The sequence below is a fragment of the Cupriavidus sp. 01L45 genome (assembly GCF_056399885.1).
In genome coordinates, this window is the sequence record NZ_JBFTSG010000016.1 from 1 (window position 1) to 15,553 (window position 15,553).

Below are 15,553 nucleotides of genomic sequence, written 5' to 3' on the forward strand. Positions count from 1 at the left end.
CGCGACCGGCTTCGTCGAGTCATCTATCAATCGAATCGTTGGCCGTCGGATGTGTAAAAGCCAACATATGCGTTGGAGTCGTGCGGGAGCACACAGTGTCGTGCAAGTGCGCGTCGCCCTCTTGAACCAGGAATTCCACGAACTCGCTCAGCGGCAGTTTCCATGGATTGGCCAGCGACGTGTGTCTTGGCCCTGGTAAAAACCGTCCCAGGCTTTTTAACGGCTTCCTGCAACACCAACCGATTGGGGCCTGCATCGCTCTCAGGCGATCCACGCTGACGTGGGTTAGCTGCGAGAGACGTTCCAAGGTCTCGATCGGCACTGGCGGAAACAGTAGCCATTTCCTTTGCGTCAGGGTTGGCATCGGACCGAGATCTGCGTGCGTCCAAAGCTGTTCGACCGTCATGGAGTACTTTCCAGCGAGTCGTCCAAGCCAGCCTCCAAATGCCTCCCCATCAAAGGGACGCGGTGCAACGGGCCACGGCCTCGGCCGGTTAGAGCACTCAGCTCCAGGCGTGTTCAATGTGGGAGACATCAATCATTTCCCTTCCATCGCGGATCGCAAGCTCAGTGGCAGAATTCAAAAGCCGCGAGACCTCACCGGTCAAACCTCCGCCCGCCTCCAGAACCGCCGAGACAACCTCTCGCCTCGACAGATTTGATGGCCGTCGCAAAGGAAGAATGCGCTCGAATGCCGCCATGAGGCCTCGGAAGGCTTCCGACTCCTGCCATCAAGGCATCTCGAAGCGCGCAAAGCGACATCCAACCTCGTTGAATTCTCATTTTGCCGCGCTGCGGCCTGCCTATGTGTTGGCCTTGCCGGACTTGAGCAAGTCCGCGATCGTGTTCGTGGCCGCTGGTGCGAACTGCGACACGCACGTGCGTGTCAGCGCCAGCGTGTACGAGAACGCCATGGCACGGTCCTCGAACGTACGGTCAAGCATAAAATGCACGGCAGGCAACTGCGCGTCAGCCTGCTTTGACAGACGGACGAGCGCTCCCCAGCTTCCGTCCGCCACTTGCAGAACGTCCACCTCTATGGCATATCCCGCTTCGATGTAGGTTCTGGCCGGCCCCGCCAACCGGCGTTCCAGTTTGTCGACCATCATTTCCTTCTTCCAGGATTCAGGTTCACAAACGACATGGCCACCCGCACTGTGCGTGACCGTCACCACAAGCCCACGGCGGCGGCCTACCCCCCCACGATGGGCTTGCCACTCGTAACTCAGTCACGTCGGCGCACCAGCCAGCCCGTTGGCGGCCGCCAGAGGTGGACAGCCTAAACATTGTTTCCCCCATTTCTCCGACTGGCATGGCCACGGAGTTCAGCCCGAGATTGACGCACGAGCGCATGCAGGTGCGGGGCCCCCAGGAGCCCGCCGGGGAGTTACCCTGCCCAACATGATCGTTTGGGTTACGCGCCGTGGTCATCGCCCCCTCGTCGACCGACTCGCAGCATTTCGACGCGGCGCCCGGCACGCGCTGTCGATAGTGAACTCCGACGGCGACGGCCAACCCAACATGCCGGCGCGCATCGTAACCCAATCGCCATCATGTCGTTGGCCCCGATCACATCAGCACACAATCTCATCGTCTGCCGAGCTAGCAATGTCGATATGTCCGAACCCAGTCGGCATGAAATGTGGAGTAACGGCCCGTCCAACGAAGGAAGCTACCCCACTGGGCTTCGGCAATCACACAAGTGCACTAGAAGATATGCTTGATTCCGACCATGCTGCCAAATTGAGAGCCGCCTGGTTTCGGGTTGGAGTTGGGTGCGCCGGTACTGACCGACATGGCAAGCTGCCCTCCATTGTCGATATAGCCAGCTGTGGCGTAAACGGAAGTCCGCTTGGAAAACGCGTAGGAGCCACGCAGCGCGTACAGCATCGCCTTGTCTCCACTGTTGCGGTAGTTGAGGTAGTAGACTTGGCCCGCCAGCGTGAATGCCGGCGTGATGTCGTAGGCGAGGCCGCCGTACCATAGTTCGCTGCGCGGTGTGCTGCTGCCCTCGTTGTCGCGACGAATCACGCCCGCACCCAGCTTAGCTTGTGAGAGAACAACATAGCCGCTTATCAGAAGGCGGTCGTCGGTCAAATCCTTGCTAGTGAGGCCGGCAAATGCTCCAGGACCACCGCGCAGAGAATCATAGCTGGCCGCGACCCCCCACCAATTGGACTCGTACTGAACCAGCGCCGACCACTCGCGACATGACGACTTGCTAGCGGCATTCTCACCCGCGCAGTTCGTGCCGGCGGCGCTTGGACCGGCGTTGACTGTGTCACGGCCGAAGCTGTAAGTGGCGCCGATGGTCAGCCCCCCAAACTTCCCCTTGTATGCCACCGCGTTGTCTGCGCGCGGATTTGCGATGTAGCTGTCGAGCGAGCTCGATCCATAGATATTAGGGCCAAGGATGTCCGAATCCAGATTTGCCCAAAACAACATCGTGTATTGCCTTCCAAGCGATAGCTGCCCCCATTCCCCCGACAACCCCACCAGCGCCTGCCTGCCGAAAAGTCGACCGCCTTGATTAGCGGTACCAGAATCCGGTGCAAAGCCCGACTCCAGGACAAAAATGCTCTTCAGGCCGCCGCCCAAATCCTCGGAGCCCCGCAGGCCCCAACGGGAAGGCACCGTTCCCGTGAGCGCAGGCATGCGCACCAGGCTATTGCCGGATGGGCCAACGTTATTCACATACTCCACACCGGTGTCGATCACACCGTATGTTGTGACGGACTGGGACCAGGCTAGCACAGGGGCTGCTGCAAACAATGCCGCAACCAGCCTTCGATGGCTCATCATTCTCTCCTCCTTGTTGACGCACAGATCGCACTGGCGATCTATGCCGCCGTTGTGGTTTTGAAAAATTCTTGATGTTATTTGTATAAAATGATTTACGGCTATACCCCAAGATTTGGCTGGAGGCCATCGCCATTTGCATCGCCTAACGGTTGACCTGCTTTGCCGGCAACGAGAAAGCCAGTGCGGCTCCAATGAGGAGGATTGCTCCGAACACCCACATCGCCACTGCGGCACTACCAGTTAGGTCCAACACGGAACCGATGATTCCGTTACTGACAAGTCCCGCGACGTTAGCTACGGAACAAACTACCGCGAACCCCGAGGCCACTGCGGATCCTCGCAGAAAGGACGGAGGCACAGCCCACAAGACCGGTATCGACCCAAAGACCAAACCGTAAGCAACTGTCAGCAAACTGACTGTCATCACAACGTTCTGCGGAAACCACGTACTCGCTACCATGGCCGCGAATCCACCGACTAACGGCAAAATTAGGTGCCAACGGCGTTCCCGGTACCGGTCCGAACTCCATCCGAGGCACAGCAGGCCAATCACGGCAGCAGCGCTCGGGAGGGCAGTGAGCAGCCCAATCTGATAGGTATCGTGCAAACCAGCATTTCGAATGAAAGTCGGCATCCAGAAACTGATTGCGTAGATACAGATGAGGATCGAAAAATCGATGACACCCAGCAACCACACCTTCATGTCCTTTAGTCCGTCCACAAAGCGGTGTGTGCTATGTCCCGCTTCGCCAGCATCGGCGTCTAGAATGCCTGCCACGATCTCCTTTTCCTTCTGCGAAAGCCATCTCGCCTCGTTGGGTGAATTCGCGAGGACGAAGAAAGTCATGATTCCAAGCACGACCGTCGGAATCGCTTCGAGCAGAAAGAGCCATTGCCAGCCATGAAGGCCGCTGGAATTATGAAGGTGAGTCAAGATCCAGCCCGAAAGCGGGCCGCCCACTACACCCGAGAGAGCTGCTCCAAGAAAAAACAGACTCATGACGCGAGCACGACGGTAAGCTGGAAACCAACTAGCCAGGAAGAACGCCACCCCTGGGATGAAGCCTGCTTCCGCAGCGCCAAGTAGAACCCGCAGCGCATAGAACTGCCAAGGAGATGTGACAAACATCATGAGGCCGGACAGAATCCCCCACGTAATCATGATGCGGGCAATCCAGAATCTAGCCCCAACCTTCTGCAAGATAACATTGCCGGGTATTTCACAGAGAATGTACCCAATAAAGAACAAACCAGCGCCCAGACCGTAGGAGGCTTCGCTCATCCCGAGGTCCCGCAGCATTTGCAATTTCGCGAAGCTGATATTAACGCGGTCCAGGTAGGACATGAGATAGCACAACCCTAGGAAGGGTATGAGACGCCAAGCTATCTTTCTGTAAACAGCAGCTTCAATCTCTGCAGGCACGATCCTGATTCCATCTATCGTTCCAGCGGTAATCATGGTTTTAATCTCCTCCGAATTAGTGGAGCAACTTTTTATGGTGAAACTCGGTACCTCGCTCGACTCGTTTGTCCGCTTTCCGTCTGGTCGATACCATCGCGCGATTGCGGTCTAGGTCAACCTGGTGCCATTTTTCACTGTTTGGTGATTGAAACGATCGCGCCGCTACATCGGCTTGGTGAACGGGTGCATGCCAAATACAGGTCTACCGATTTGGCTACCCGATAACTGAGGAAATTTCTTTCGTCGACCGTAGGGTTGTCTACCGTCCAGCAAGAAGACGTACCACCTGATAGGTCAGGACCCCCTCATCACGCTGGTTGAACACCTCAACCTGTGACGCAACGACTGCACGGTTATCCTTCGATGTCTGTTTGACTCCTGTTACCTCCACAGTCGCGCGGATTGAATCTCCGACAATGACGGGTTTGAGCGCTTTCTGATGTGATTCAAGCAGTGCTAGACCCGTACCCTGAATCATTGTTTGAAACAACATGCCTTCAATCAACCCGTATGTGAGCGCCGCAGGTACGATCCGTCCCTTTACCGCGCCGAAACGGGTGCTGTACTCGGCATCGATGAAGATAGCCTCCAACATACCGGTGCAGTTGATGAAGCTGACCAGGTCAGACTCGGTGATGGTTCGGCGGTAGGTGTCGAATCGCTGACCGATCTCCAGATCCTGCCAGACGTAACCCTGTCCCAGCCTCAGTACGCCGTCACTTATCATGATTTTAATTTTCCATAACACAAAACTATCGCAACAAGTTCAGCGTGCATGGCGTTGCGCTGACGAATGCTGCCCCCTGAGATTGGTGGGAGAATCAAAACCAAATATTTTGTTCGAATTTTGCAGGCCGCTTTTCGTTCACCGCAGAGCGCCCCTCTTTGACTTCTGGACCAAAGAATCCAATCATCTCTAGCGCGAGCGACGTGTCAAAAATTGGGCCTGCCTGTCGGAACCAATTATTAAGAGCATATTTAGTCCAGCGTATTGCACTCGGCGCACCTTCGGCCAATCGTATTGCAATATCCAATGACTTCTGCTCCAACTCATCGTCCTCGACTGCCATCGTAACTAGACCAATTCTCTCGGCATCCGCGCCGGACAGTTGATCGCACAAGAGAAGGTAGTACTTAGCCTGCGCCATGCCGCAGAGCAAAGGCCATAGCATGACGGCATGGTCGCCGGCAGCTATCCCCAGTCTCGTGTGGCCATCCATGAGCTTCGCGTCCTTGGTAACTATAGAAATGTCGGCCAACAGCGCACATGCCAGGCCTGCGCCGACCGCCCACCCCCGCACCGCGCTGACGATTGGCTTGCTGCAATTGATCATGTTATAGACGATGTTGTGCGCTTCCTTCATCGTTCGCGCGCGTTCCTCGAACTCGTAAGTGTCGCTGGCGCGCTTGATGTTTCCACCAGCTGAGAAGGACGCGCCGGCTGCTGTGAGTAGCACCGCGGACACGCTTTCGTCAACGTCGATGTCTCGCCAGACCTCACCGAGCTCTCTATGCATATCGGCGTCCATGAAGTTGTGCTTTGTGTCAGTGGTGATCGTGATTCGCAATGTATGAGGATGCGGTCGGTCAAACTTCAGCTTGGTGTAGCGAGCGTAGCGGTCCACGGTGTGTTTCCTTAGTTGTTAAATGATTTCGCGTATGAGAGGCGAAATTCCGCCCTAGCGATGCCGACCACCTGATCTTTCTGCGATGTCGCTGTGATTGTCACCATCACGGTTTCGCCGGATTGCAGAACTGACTCCGTCAGCTCACCTTGCAGCTTAATACGGTCACCTGGCCATACCGGCGCTGTGAAGCGTAGCGCCCAGCCCAGGATATTTTCAGGACCACCGCACCAGTCCTCGAGATACTGGCCGATCCATCCGATCAAGAGATGTCCCGGTACGACCACGTCCGCAAAGCCGGCAATCTTTGCGAATTCATGATCGAGATGCAACGGATTGCCGTCATTGGTCGCAACACACACCCAAGCGATATCGACGCGACTAACGGCTGGACAGAGTTCCTCAATTGGATCTCTCATGGATTCACTCCTTGAACTCGATCGTTGTGTCGCGAACCACAATGGCGGCCTCGCAATCGTCAGTCGAATACGTAGTCTCGATCACGAAAATGCGTTTCGGACGCGTTCCCTGCTTCTCACTAAACTCGACAAGTACACTCTGCCCGTGAAGTTCATCACCTGCACAAATGACAAGTCGCTGCTCCCATGACCACTCCCCTGCGACCGCTCTTTTTTCATTAATGCCAAATGTCTCGAACTTTGCGGAACGCGGTTGTAGTGAGAATGGGTTGATAAAACCAGGGGGCACAACAACGTTTCGGTATCCCGCTGCGATCGCGGCCTCACGATCGAAATAAATAGGGTTGCGGATATGAATGGCCTGTGCGTACTCGACGACCTTGGTATATTCGACGACTCCCCTAAAAGGGGGCGCAGCTACACCGACAAGGTGACTTTGGATATCCCTTTGTGCCTGATTCACTTGAACCTCCTGGAAGTTTTTACGTGTGTTGGTCGACGTCGATCTATACCTTTCGAATTGCGTCTCTCCAGAACGGCGCTCGAAGCTCGTCCTTGACGACCTTGCCGAATGCTGAAAGCGGAAGTGACGGCTTGAATTCGATGCTACGTGGGCTCTTGTATCCACCGATCAGATCTTTGCAATGATGTCGGATCTCCTCCACGGTAAATTCGCGGGCGCCAGGCTTCAGCACCACCACAGCGTGAACCGACTCACCCCACTCGTGGCTGGGAATACCTATGACTGAACAGGCGGCAACTGCCGGGTGCTTCGCAATGGCGTTCTCGACTTCCGCCGCGTAAACGTTCTCCCCCCCCGTGACGATCATGTCTTTGAAGCGATCAGCAATGAACACGAAGCCGTCGTCGTCCATGTAGCCGGCGTCACCTGTCCATAGCCAGCCATTACGGATGGCCGTCTCCGTCTCCACTGGCTTGTTCCAATATCCCTTCATTACGTTGGGTCCGCGCGCGACTATTTCACCGATCGAGCCGCGCGGTACTTCTCTTCCGTTCGCGTCGGCGATCATGATTTCGTTTTCCTGAGCGGCGCGCCCGGTTGATCGAAGCTTTCTCATCTCGGGTGCATGCCATGCTGCGGAAAGCAATGCAACAACGGGAATCTCGGTCAGGCCGTAGAGCTGAACCAAGCCGCTGGGTTGAAACACTTCGAGCGCTCGACGCTGGGTTGTCTCTGCGATTGGCGACCCGCCGTACCAGATCCGCCTGAGACCTGAGAAGTTCGTTTTTTGAACAACCGGAGAATCGAGCAGAACGTGGAGCATTGAGGGGACCAGTAGTACATCCGTGACTTTTCTCTCCTCGATCGCACGCGCCACCTGCGCTGGTTCGAATCCGGATAAGACGATGTGGCGGCCACCATTAAATAGCTGAGCTATTACGTACATTAGCGGCGCGACATGGAACAACGGCGCGGTATGAAGAGAAACGGAACCGAAGCCATACTCTTCGCAAAGAAACGTCATGGCCGGAACACCGATGTTGGTGTGACTGAGCATCACTCCTTTTGGAAATCCGGTTGTGCCTCCGGTGTAGAAGATGCCGGCTATATCGTCTCCGTGGCGGTAGCTATCCTCAATCGGCTCACCATCTTCAATGAGATCTTCGTAGGAAAGCGTGCCATTAGGCTTCTCTTCTTCATCAAGGTAAATAATGTGCTCAAGCGTAGTGCTACCCTCGCGCAATTCATCGATCTTCGACTTGTGCGCGCTGTCTACAAACATCACCTCGGACTGCGAGTCGTCTAGCGAATAGAGAATCTCTGGTGTGGCCCAACGCGTATTTATCGGATTCACGACCGCGCCGGCCCACCATACCGCCAAGTAGTACTCTATATATCGGTCAGAGTTCAGTGCGAGGATAGCAACACGATCGCCCGTTTTTACGCCGATAGTACGCAGCGCACCGGCCAGCCTGGCCACGCGGTCAGCCAATTGTCGAAATGTATGGGTGCGTCCTTCGTAGAACGTGGCTACGCTGCTCGGCTCGTGCCGGACAGCACGATGCAGGCCTAATGTCAGATGCATTTTTCAGATTACTCGTTGAAGTTTCGCAAAATTGCACTGCACCGATTGCTGGCGCCGGGCGCTACCAATCGGCTGCAGTGACGGAATCGCCATCTCCGCCGCCCCCTCGGGATCAATGCCTAGTAGCCGGAAATGCAGCTGGCAATTTCAAAGGTGGCGACTAACTGTTTGGAATCACGTGTCCAGCGCTCGTACGCACTGAAAGTGCACTTCCGCTCGCATGTACGTTCCACATAGAGCTCTCTGATCACTAAGCATTACGTTTGTCTCCGTCGCCTTCCATGGAGGCCTAATTTTTTGGTCATAGTTCACATACGTGAACTCACATCCTGTATGTGAACAAAGTATAGGTGTGCAATTCACGCTCAGTCAAGGAGGAGATTCTCAGAAGAAGCCGACTTGCCGCGGAACCGTTCCGGACAGGCATGCTGGTGATGCGACGATCCAGGGATGCAGGAGCGTGCCGTACGGCTCAGTTCCGGCCGATGGCGCAACGCTGGCGATCTCATAGCATTGGATGCAGAGTTCTCGGTATGACGGGCAGGGGGTTGCGGGGCAGCACCGCGATGTCCAGAGCCTATCGGCAACCCCTCCGCTCATGGATCCAATACTTATCAGGCTGGTGAAGCACCTCCGGCAGAAGTCAGTTCGGAGTCAGCATGTGCGTTGATATGAGACCCTCGCACGACCCTGAACATGCGATGCGTGGCGCAGGCACTGTTCGCCGAGCGGCGACTTAACGACTTCGTGCCCAATCCCATCCACTACGCATGTAGCCGTACCATGGCCAATCAAGCGCTGGCGAAGATGAACTGGCCGTTCGCGGGAATGTACGATGCGGATCTTGGAGGCGCGCGCGAGAGTATCGCGCCGGAGAAGTTGTGGCGGGGCCATGCCTGCAGGTGCTCTCTAACAGCCCTCTTCCGCTGGTTCGTCGGTCTGGCCATGGCCGACGAGGCCTGCGGGCCCCACGGTGTTCACCTACAACCGCAAACGACCGATCCGTGCTTGCTATTGCGCAAGAGAAGAGCTGGCCGACTGGCGAACACGTCAGCGTCGACGGTACGCTGATTTAAGCTTGGACGGACCTCAAGAGCTTTGTCCGCAAGGATGGCGAGGACAACAACAACCACGGTGGCGAATGCAAAGGCGGCAAGCGGAGTAGCGAGCCCAGGAGTCCAGGAGTCCAGGAGTCCAGGAGTCCAGGACGGACAATGATGCTCTGCTGTTCTGTATCGGCAAAACTTTCAGTGAATTGCGTTACATGGGCACCCCCTGAGCGGTATAACCGTTCACAGCCTGGTGCCAGGGCCATGGTGACAGTCGCCGACGGCCGTGCAGAACGCGAGGCCACCAAGGTCATGGTCGACGATGCTCTCCAGGCGGCGAAGGATTCAGACACAGCGATCACGCCAGGTGCAGACAAGAGCTATGATGCAGCGGAGTTCGCTGACGCTTCCCTGGAGATGAACGTCACTGGATAGCGTCAAGCAGGATGTCCGGTTTACCGACAAACATCTTGGCCGCCGGACAAAATGATTGTCGCCTCCCACGTCACGCCGCACGTGCATGCCGCGTGCCCATCCTCCCTGCGGTTAGCATGACGTAACCGACCATGGCACGCCGTTAGCCAAAAGTGTCAGGCAGCGGGCTGCGCCACAGCCTGCGCGGTGGAGCTTCGTTGATATTGCCTTGGAGAGCACGACATCACTCGCTTGAACGCGGTGCTGAATGCGCTTTCGGAATCGTAGCCGAGCGAATATGCGATGGATGATATGTGTTCGTCAGTATGACGCAGCCGATCGCCGGCGACTAGCATTCGCCATCGCGTCAGGTACTCCATCGGTGCCACGCCAACCACTTGCTTGAAGCGATAGGCAAAGGCCGATCGCGACATTCCTGCCACGCGGGCAAAGTCTTCGACGCTCCAGCGATTTGCTGGCGCGGCATGCATGGCACCGACCACCCTACTCAGATTACGGTCCGACAGCGCGGCGAGCCATCCACTGCCACTCTGACTCGTCGCCTTCAGATGAACACGCAATATCTCAACAAACATGAGGTGCGCAAGATGTTCTGCCATTCGGGATCTGCCAGGCTGCCGGTCGCGAAGTTCTTCCGTGAATCGCTCCAATGCCCATCGCAGCACCATTGCCTGGGACGAACCTTCGTTGATGTGTGCCAAGGGGGGTAACGTGCCGATCAGCAAAGCGGCCGGTTCACCGGCAAATGCGAATCGTCCACCGAAAATCACGACATCGTCGCCACCACAGTGCCAGACTAGCTCGTCAGCCGCAATCCTCTGAACAATCGCCCGAGAGTCGATCGGCTGTATGGTCGGGTCGCTGGCCAGCGTGAAAGACTTCCCCCGCGTCAGAAGAAAACAATCACCTTCCCGCAACTGCAACGGCTCCGGTTCACCGTCGACCAGAAGCCAACAGCTACCCCGCCCGACTGCACTGAACTTGATCCCCTCCTGCGCGGGAAACTCGATCGCCCACGCCCCACCCGCGCTCAGCGTAGCCGAAAGATAGCTTTGGATGCGCAGTAAAGATAGGACATCGGAAAGTGGATCCATGATTACTTTTATGGACGATTAACAAAGTTTCCCGGACTCTATCACGTAGATTGCCCATTCGTTCCTCTATATCATTCTTCCCGGGGCAAGACGGGTCTTTGTAGAAACCTCGACGCAAGGCTCAGGCGAGTCCATGAAATACGCGCGACAACACGCTCAACGCAAAGAACTGGCCATCGTCACCTCTTCCTTTCAGCCAGAGGCATACCGCTTTAGCTCTCGGTAAGCAGTGCAGAGATGTAGCCGGGCCAATCCGTGTGAGGGTACGCGTGGATGAGAACCGGCGTCACGGCACGTTGGCGCGTCCGAAAGTCTGCACCCGGCCTTTGACCAAGACAAACCGACATCATGAACAAAACACTCAAGATTGGGCTGGGCTGCTCCGCCCTGTTGGCTCTCGCCGCGATTGGCGCTGGGGTACTTCACGTCCGCGCGCAAGCGGCAAGCAAGACGAGCGCAGCAGGAGTCCCGGCCACGAAAGTGGCAGTGGCCGTGGCCGAGCAATCCGACCTCCCCGGCTTCCTGACAGGCATCGGTTCGCTCGAAGCCACCCGGCAAGTGCTTGTAACGGCGGAGACAAGTGGTCTCATTTCGCGAATCCTGTTCTACCCAGGCGGCAGGGTGCGGACGGGACAGGTGTTGGTGCAACTGAATGACGCGCCAGAACAAGGCGATCTCGCACGCCTGAAGGCCCAAGCCAGTAATGCCCGGGCCATGCTCGAACGCACGCGCCGCCTATTGCCGCAGCAGGCCGCCACGCAGGAGCAACTTGATCAAGCACAGTCAGCCTACGACCAGACAGAAGGCGAGATCCGGCGCACTCAGGCCCTGATAGAGCAAAAGCGCATCAAGGCGCCCTTCGACGGTGTACTGGGTGTACGGCGCGTGAACCTGGGGCAATTCGTCCATACTGGTGACGGGATGGTGTCCCTCACGGACTCACACACCCTGTACGCCAATGTCACGCTGCCGGAGCGGGCATTGCGCGAGGTAAGGCCCGACCAGGTCATGACTGTCGCGGTGGATGCGCATCCGAACCGCCGTTTCACCGGCAAGGTCAGCACCATTGAGCCGCAGATCGATAGCGGCACCCGGACGCTCCTAGTGCAAGCCACGCTGGAAAACACGGACGGTGCTCTCACGCCCGGCATGTACGTCAATGCTCGCGTGGCGCTGCCGCCACGACCAGCTGTGGTCACCGTTCCCGAGACTGCGGTCAGCTACAGCGCCTATGGCGAGTTCGTCTATGTCTTGCAAGACATGAACCCGAAGGCCCTCAGCGTCCGCCAGTCGTATGTGAAAACCGGAGAGCACATAGAAGGAAAGGTGGTCGTCACCGAAGGTATCCACGCCGGCGAGCGCGTAGTGACGTCGGGCCAGTTGCGATTGCACAACGGCGCCGCAGTGCAAGTTGTTGGCCACGACACCGTGGCCGTGGTACCGAACGGCAGCGACGTCGCGCGCCAATAGTCACGACAAGAAATCTCATCATGAAATTTACTGATCTTTTCGTCCGACGACCCGTGCTGGCACTGGTCGTCAGCACGTTGATACTGCTCATGGGCCTGCGCGCGTTGGGCGGGCTGCCAATACGTCAGTATCCGCTGACCGAGAGTTCCACGCTAACCATTACCACCCAATACCCCGGTGCGTCGCCGGAACTCATGCAAGGGTTCGTGACGCAGCCTATCGCTCAGTCTGTCGCCACCGTCGAGAACATCGACTACTTGACCTCCTCCTCAACGCAAGGGAGAAGCATCATTACATTGCGGATGAAGCTGAACGCAGACTCGAACAAGGCCATGACTCAGATCATGGCCAAAATGAACGAAGTCAAGTATCGGCTCCCGAAGGAGGCTTACGACCCCGTACTGACGAAGTCGTCCGGTGACGCCACGGCCGTGGCCTATGTAGGGTTCGCGAGCAAGACGATGTCCATCCCCGCGCTGACCGACTACGTCTCCCGCGTCGTGCAGCCCCAGTTCTCTTCGATCGAGGGCGTTGCCAGCCTTGATCTCAATGGCGGTCAGCGGATGGCGATGCGTATATGGCTGGACGCCGATCGCCTGGCTGCGCGCAACATCTCAGCTGGCGAGATCGCGCAGGCGCTGCGCGACAACAATGTGCAAGCTGCCCCGGGGCAGGCCAAGGGACTCTATGTCGTGTCCAACATTCAGGTGAATACCGATCTGATCAACGTGGGGGAATTCCGCGACATGGTGATCAAACGAACGATTAGCGGTATTGTCCGGCTGAGCGACGTCGCGACCGTAGAACTGGGTGCGGCTTCGGCAGACACCAGCGCGACTATGGATGGTGTGAAGGCCGTCTATTTTGGCCTAAACGCCGCGCCTAACGGCAATCCGCTCACCATTGTCAGCAAGGTCAATGAGTTGCTGCCAGAAATCAAAAAGAGCCTGCCTCCCGACGTGCAGGTGGCGGTTCCGTTCGAGCTCGCACGCTTTATTAGCGCCTCCATTGACGAAGTCCGAAGCACGCTGTTCGAGGCCATTGCCATTGTTGTGTGCGTGATCTTCCTGTGCCTTGGCTCATGGCGCGCAGTGATCATTCCGGTGGTAACCATACCGCTGTCGATGCTCGGCGCCGCGGCGTTCATGGCGTTGTTTGGCTTCAGCATCAACCTGCTCACACTGTTGGCCATGGTGCTCGCGATCGGCCTGGTCGTAGACGATGCCATCGTGGTGGTGGAGAACGTCCACCGCCATATCGAGGAAGGCAAGTCGCCGGTGCAGGCTGCACTGATCGGCGCACGCGAGGTTGCCGCGCCAGTGATCGCCATGACGATCACCTTAGCTGCGGTGTATGCGCCGATCGGACTCATGGGCGGCCTAACGGGCACGCTATTCAAGGAGTTCGCCTTCACGTTGGCCGGTTCTGTGGTCGTGTCTGGCGTCATCGCGCTCACGCTGTCGCCGGTCATGAGTTCCTTCCTGCTCGACAGCAAGGCGTCCGAAGGACGGATGGCGCGCCGCGCGGAGCAGATATTTCAACAGGTAGGTACCGCATACGGCCGTCTCCTCGATATCTCTTTGCATCACCGCTGGTTCAGCGGCGCGCTGGCAGCGATCGTCTTCGTTAGCCTGCCGTTGCTCTACCGCAGCGCACAAAGCGAGTTGGCGCCCGTGGAGGATCAGTCCACCGTTCTCACGGCCATCAAGTCACCCCAAAACGCCAATATTGACTATGTGGAAAAATTTGGCCAAAAGTGGAATGACGCCATGAGGACACTTCCTGAACAGAGCAATCTGTGGCTAATCAATGGCTCTGGCGGCGTAGCCAACAGTATCGCGGGCGTCAACTTTGTTGACTGGGACAAGCGAAAGCGCAATGCCGACCAAATTCAGGTAGACATGCAAAGCAGGGCCAACGACATCGAGGGCAGCAATGTCTTTGCTTTTCAGCTGCCATCGCTGCCTGGCTCGACCGGGGGGCTGCCTGTTCAACTGGTCATCAAAAGCGCGGGAGATCACCGTCTCGTATATGAAACCATRGAGACATTGAAGCAATCGGCACGCAAGAGTGGCCTATTCATGGTCGTGGACAGCGACCTGGACTACAACAATCCAGCGGTCCACATCCAGATAGATCGTACCAAGGCAAATAGCTTGGGGATCACCATGAAGGACATCGGCGACACACTCGCAGTTCTAGTCGGCGAAAACTACATCAATCGATTTGGCACCGACGGAAGATCTTACGACGTGATCCCGCAGAGCTTACGCAATGAGCGTATTTCGCCAGAGGCACTGTCGCGCTATTACGTCAAGAGCGCAACGGGCGAGCAAGTTCCGCTGTCGAATTTGGTGCGCCTGTCCACGGGCGTGGAGGCTAATCAGCTGACTCAGTTCAATCAGTTGAATTCAGCCACGTTTCAGGCCATTCCAAATCCGGGTGTGACAATGGGCGACGCGGTACAGTTCCTGACCGAACAAGCTAGGGCGCTCCCCCCCGGCTTCACCTATGATTGGCTGTCAGATGCGCGTCAGTACACGCAGGAAGGTTCAGCGCTCATGATGGCTTTCCTTTTCGCAATCATCGTTATCTATCTTATCCTGGCAGCCCAATATGAAAGCCTGAGAGATCCGTTCATCATTCTGATCAGCGTACCAATGTCGATCTGTGGCGCCCTCATCCCGCTGGCGCTAGGCTTTGCCACCATCAACATCTATACGCAGATAGGCCTGGTCACCCTGATCGGGCTGATCAGCAAGCACGGAATCCTAATGGTCGAATTCGCCAACGAGATGCAGGTGAAAGCGGGCTTGGATCGACGCGCGGCCATCGAGCACTCGGCGAGAATGCGGCTGCGCCCGATCCTGATGACGACGGCCGCCATGGTTGTCGGCCTAGTTCCCCTTTTGTTTGCATCGGGTGCAGGCGCGAACAGCCGATACGACCTTGGTCTAGTGATCGTGGTAGGCATGCTCGTTGGTACGGTCTTTACGCTGTTCGTGCTTCCGACGGTATACACGATCATCGCTGTCGACCACCGCGCGACGCGCGAGATCGCGGGTGCGCGCACGACACTGCTAGCGGATTCCGCCGATGCCGTCCTTAACTTAAAGCCCACGGAAGCGGATCGTGCATAAGGAAAAGTC

General features: G+C 56.9%; 12 protein-coding genes and 2 pseudogenes. 4 read left to right on the plus strand and 10 right to left on the minus strand.

Translation table 11 applies throughout. The features are described from left to right. Positions 1–199: pseudogene (locus tag AC1DT6_RS12890) on the plus strand (ISKra4-like element ISBusp5 family transposase); the annotation flags it as partial. 63 nt (positions 200–262) lie between these two features. Here AC1DT6_RS12890 and AC1DT6_RS12895 read toward each other — a convergent pair. From AC1DT6_RS12895 to AC1DT6_RS12935, 9 genes and pseudogenes are all read right to left on the minus strand, one after another. Continuing rightward, a pseudogene (locus AC1DT6_RS12895) lies at positions 263–535 on the minus strand (TniQ family protein); the annotation flags it as partial. A 268-nt stretch (positions 536–803) separates the two neighbouring features. After that, entirely contained in the window at positions 804–1,109 is a 306-nt protein-coding gene (locus AC1DT6_RS12900; protein ID WP_441633761.1) for a hypothetical protein, read from the minus strand. A 598-nt stretch (positions 1,110–1,707) separates the two neighbouring features. Next, positions 1,708–2,799 carry a porin gene (locus AC1DT6_RS12905; RefSeq protein ID WP_441633763.1) on the minus strand — a complete coding sequence of 364 codons (1,092 nt, stop codon included), beginning with the start codon at positions 2,797–2,799 and terminating at the stop codon, positions 1,708–1,710. A gap of 145 nt (positions 2,800–2,944) precedes the next feature. After that, positions 2,945–4,261: an MFS transporter gene (locus tag AC1DT6_RS12910; protein WP_441633759.1), complete on the minus strand. Its 1,317-nt coding sequence runs from the start codon at positions 4,259–4,261 to the stop codon at positions 2,945–2,947. A 262-nt stretch (positions 4,262–4,523) separates the two neighbouring features. Beyond that, a complete protein-coding gene (locus tag AC1DT6_RS12915) occupies positions 4,524–4,991 on the minus strand; it encodes a MaoC family dehydratase (protein ID WP_441633757.1) in 468 nt (155 codons plus the stop codon). 94 nt (positions 4,992–5,085) lie between these two features. After that, entirely contained in the window at positions 5,086–5,889 is an 804-nt protein-coding gene (locus AC1DT6_RS12920; protein WP_441633755.1) for an enoyl-CoA hydratase/isomerase family protein, read from the minus strand. A gap of 11 nt (positions 5,890–5,900) precedes the next feature. After that, positions 5,901–6,308, minus strand: a complete 408-nt coding sequence (locus AC1DT6_RS12925) for a MaoC family dehydratase (RefSeq protein WP_441633753.1) — start codon at positions 6,306–6,308, stop codon at positions 5,901–5,903. Between the two features lie 4 nt (positions 6,309–6,312). Next, positions 6,313–6,771: an FAS1-like dehydratase domain-containing protein gene (locus AC1DT6_RS12930; RefSeq protein WP_441633751.1), complete on the minus strand. Its 459-nt coding sequence runs from the start codon at positions 6,769–6,771 to the stop codon at positions 6,313–6,315. Between the two features lie 43 nt (positions 6,772–6,814). Further along, positions 6,815–8,356, minus strand: coding sequence for an acyl-CoA synthetase (locus AC1DT6_RS12935; protein WP_441633749.1), 1,542 nt, complete (start codon positions 8,354–8,356; stop codon positions 6,815–6,817). Positions 8,357–9,669: 1,313 nt separating this feature from the next. Between AC1DT6_RS12935 and AC1DT6_RS12940 the strand changes: the two genes are divergently transcribed. Continuing rightward, positions 9,670–9,840, plus strand: coding sequence for a hypothetical protein (locus AC1DT6_RS12940; RefSeq protein ID WP_441633747.1), 171 nt, complete (start codon positions 9,670–9,672; stop codon positions 9,838–9,840). 155 nt (positions 9,841–9,995) lie between these two features. Here the strand turns inward: AC1DT6_RS12940 and AC1DT6_RS12945 are convergent, their stop codons facing one another. Then, on the minus strand, positions 9,996–10,934 hold the full coding sequence (locus tag AC1DT6_RS12945; protein WP_441633746.1) for an AraC family transcriptional regulator: 939 nt from the start codon (positions 10,932–10,934) through the stop codon (positions 9,996–9,998). Positions 10,935–11,282: 348 nt separating this feature from the next. On the opposite strand from AC1DT6_RS12945, the gene AC1DT6_RS12950 reads away from it, so the two are divergent. Both AC1DT6_RS12950 and AC1DT6_RS12955 read left to right on the plus strand, forming a co-directional pair. Then, a complete protein-coding gene (locus AC1DT6_RS12950) occupies positions 11,283–12,404 on the plus strand; it encodes an efflux RND transporter periplasmic adaptor subunit (RefSeq protein ID WP_441633744.1) in 1,122 nt (373 codons plus the stop codon). Between the two features lie 20 nt (positions 12,405–12,424). Beyond that, positions 12,425–15,544, plus strand: a complete 3,120-nt coding sequence (locus AC1DT6_RS12955) for a MexW/MexI family multidrug efflux RND transporter permease subunit (RefSeq protein ID WP_477114719.1) — start codon at positions 12,425–12,427, stop codon at positions 15,542–15,544. Positions 15,545–15,553: the final 9 nt, after the last annotated feature.

What these genes read in the sequence shown, in the direction of transcription:
- AC1DT6_RS12900 (WP_441633761.1), bottom strand. Translation starts at nt 1,109, where the DNA reads ATGATGGTCGACAAACTGGAACGCCGGTTGGCGGGGCCGGCCAGAACC.
- AC1DT6_RS12905 (WP_441633763.1), bottom strand. Translation starts at nt 2,799, where the DNA reads ATGAGCCATCGAAGGCTGGTTGCGGCATTGTTTGCAGCAGCCCCTGTG.
- AC1DT6_RS12910 (WP_441633759.1), bottom strand. Translation starts at nt 4,261, where the DNA reads ATGATTACCGCTGGAACGATAGATGGAATCAGGATCGTGCCTGCAGAG.
- AC1DT6_RS12915 (WP_441633757.1), bottom strand. Translation starts at nt 4,991, where the DNA reads ATGATAAGTGACGGCGTACTGAGGCTGGGACAGGGTTACGTCTGGCAG.
- AC1DT6_RS12925 (WP_441633753.1), bottom strand. Translation starts at nt 6,308, where the DNA reads ATGAGAGATCCAATTGAGGAACTCTGTCCAGCCGTTAGTCGCGTCGAT.
- AC1DT6_RS12935 (WP_441633749.1), bottom strand. Translation starts at nt 8,356, where the DNA reads ATGCATCTGACATTAGGCCTGCATCGTGCTGTCCGGCACGAGCCGAGC.
- AC1DT6_RS12940 (WP_441633747.1), top strand. Translation starts at nt 9,670, where the DNA reads ATGGTGACAGTCGCCGACGGCCGTGCAGAACGCGAGGCCACCAAGGTC.
- AC1DT6_RS12945 (WP_441633746.1), bottom strand. Translation starts at nt 10,934, where the DNA reads ATGGATCCACTTTCCGATGTCCTATCTTTACTGCGCATCCAAAGCTAT.
- AC1DT6_RS12950 (WP_441633744.1), top strand. Translation starts at nt 11,283, where the DNA reads ATGAACAAAACACTCAAGATTGGGCTGGGCTGCTCCGCCCTGTTGGCT.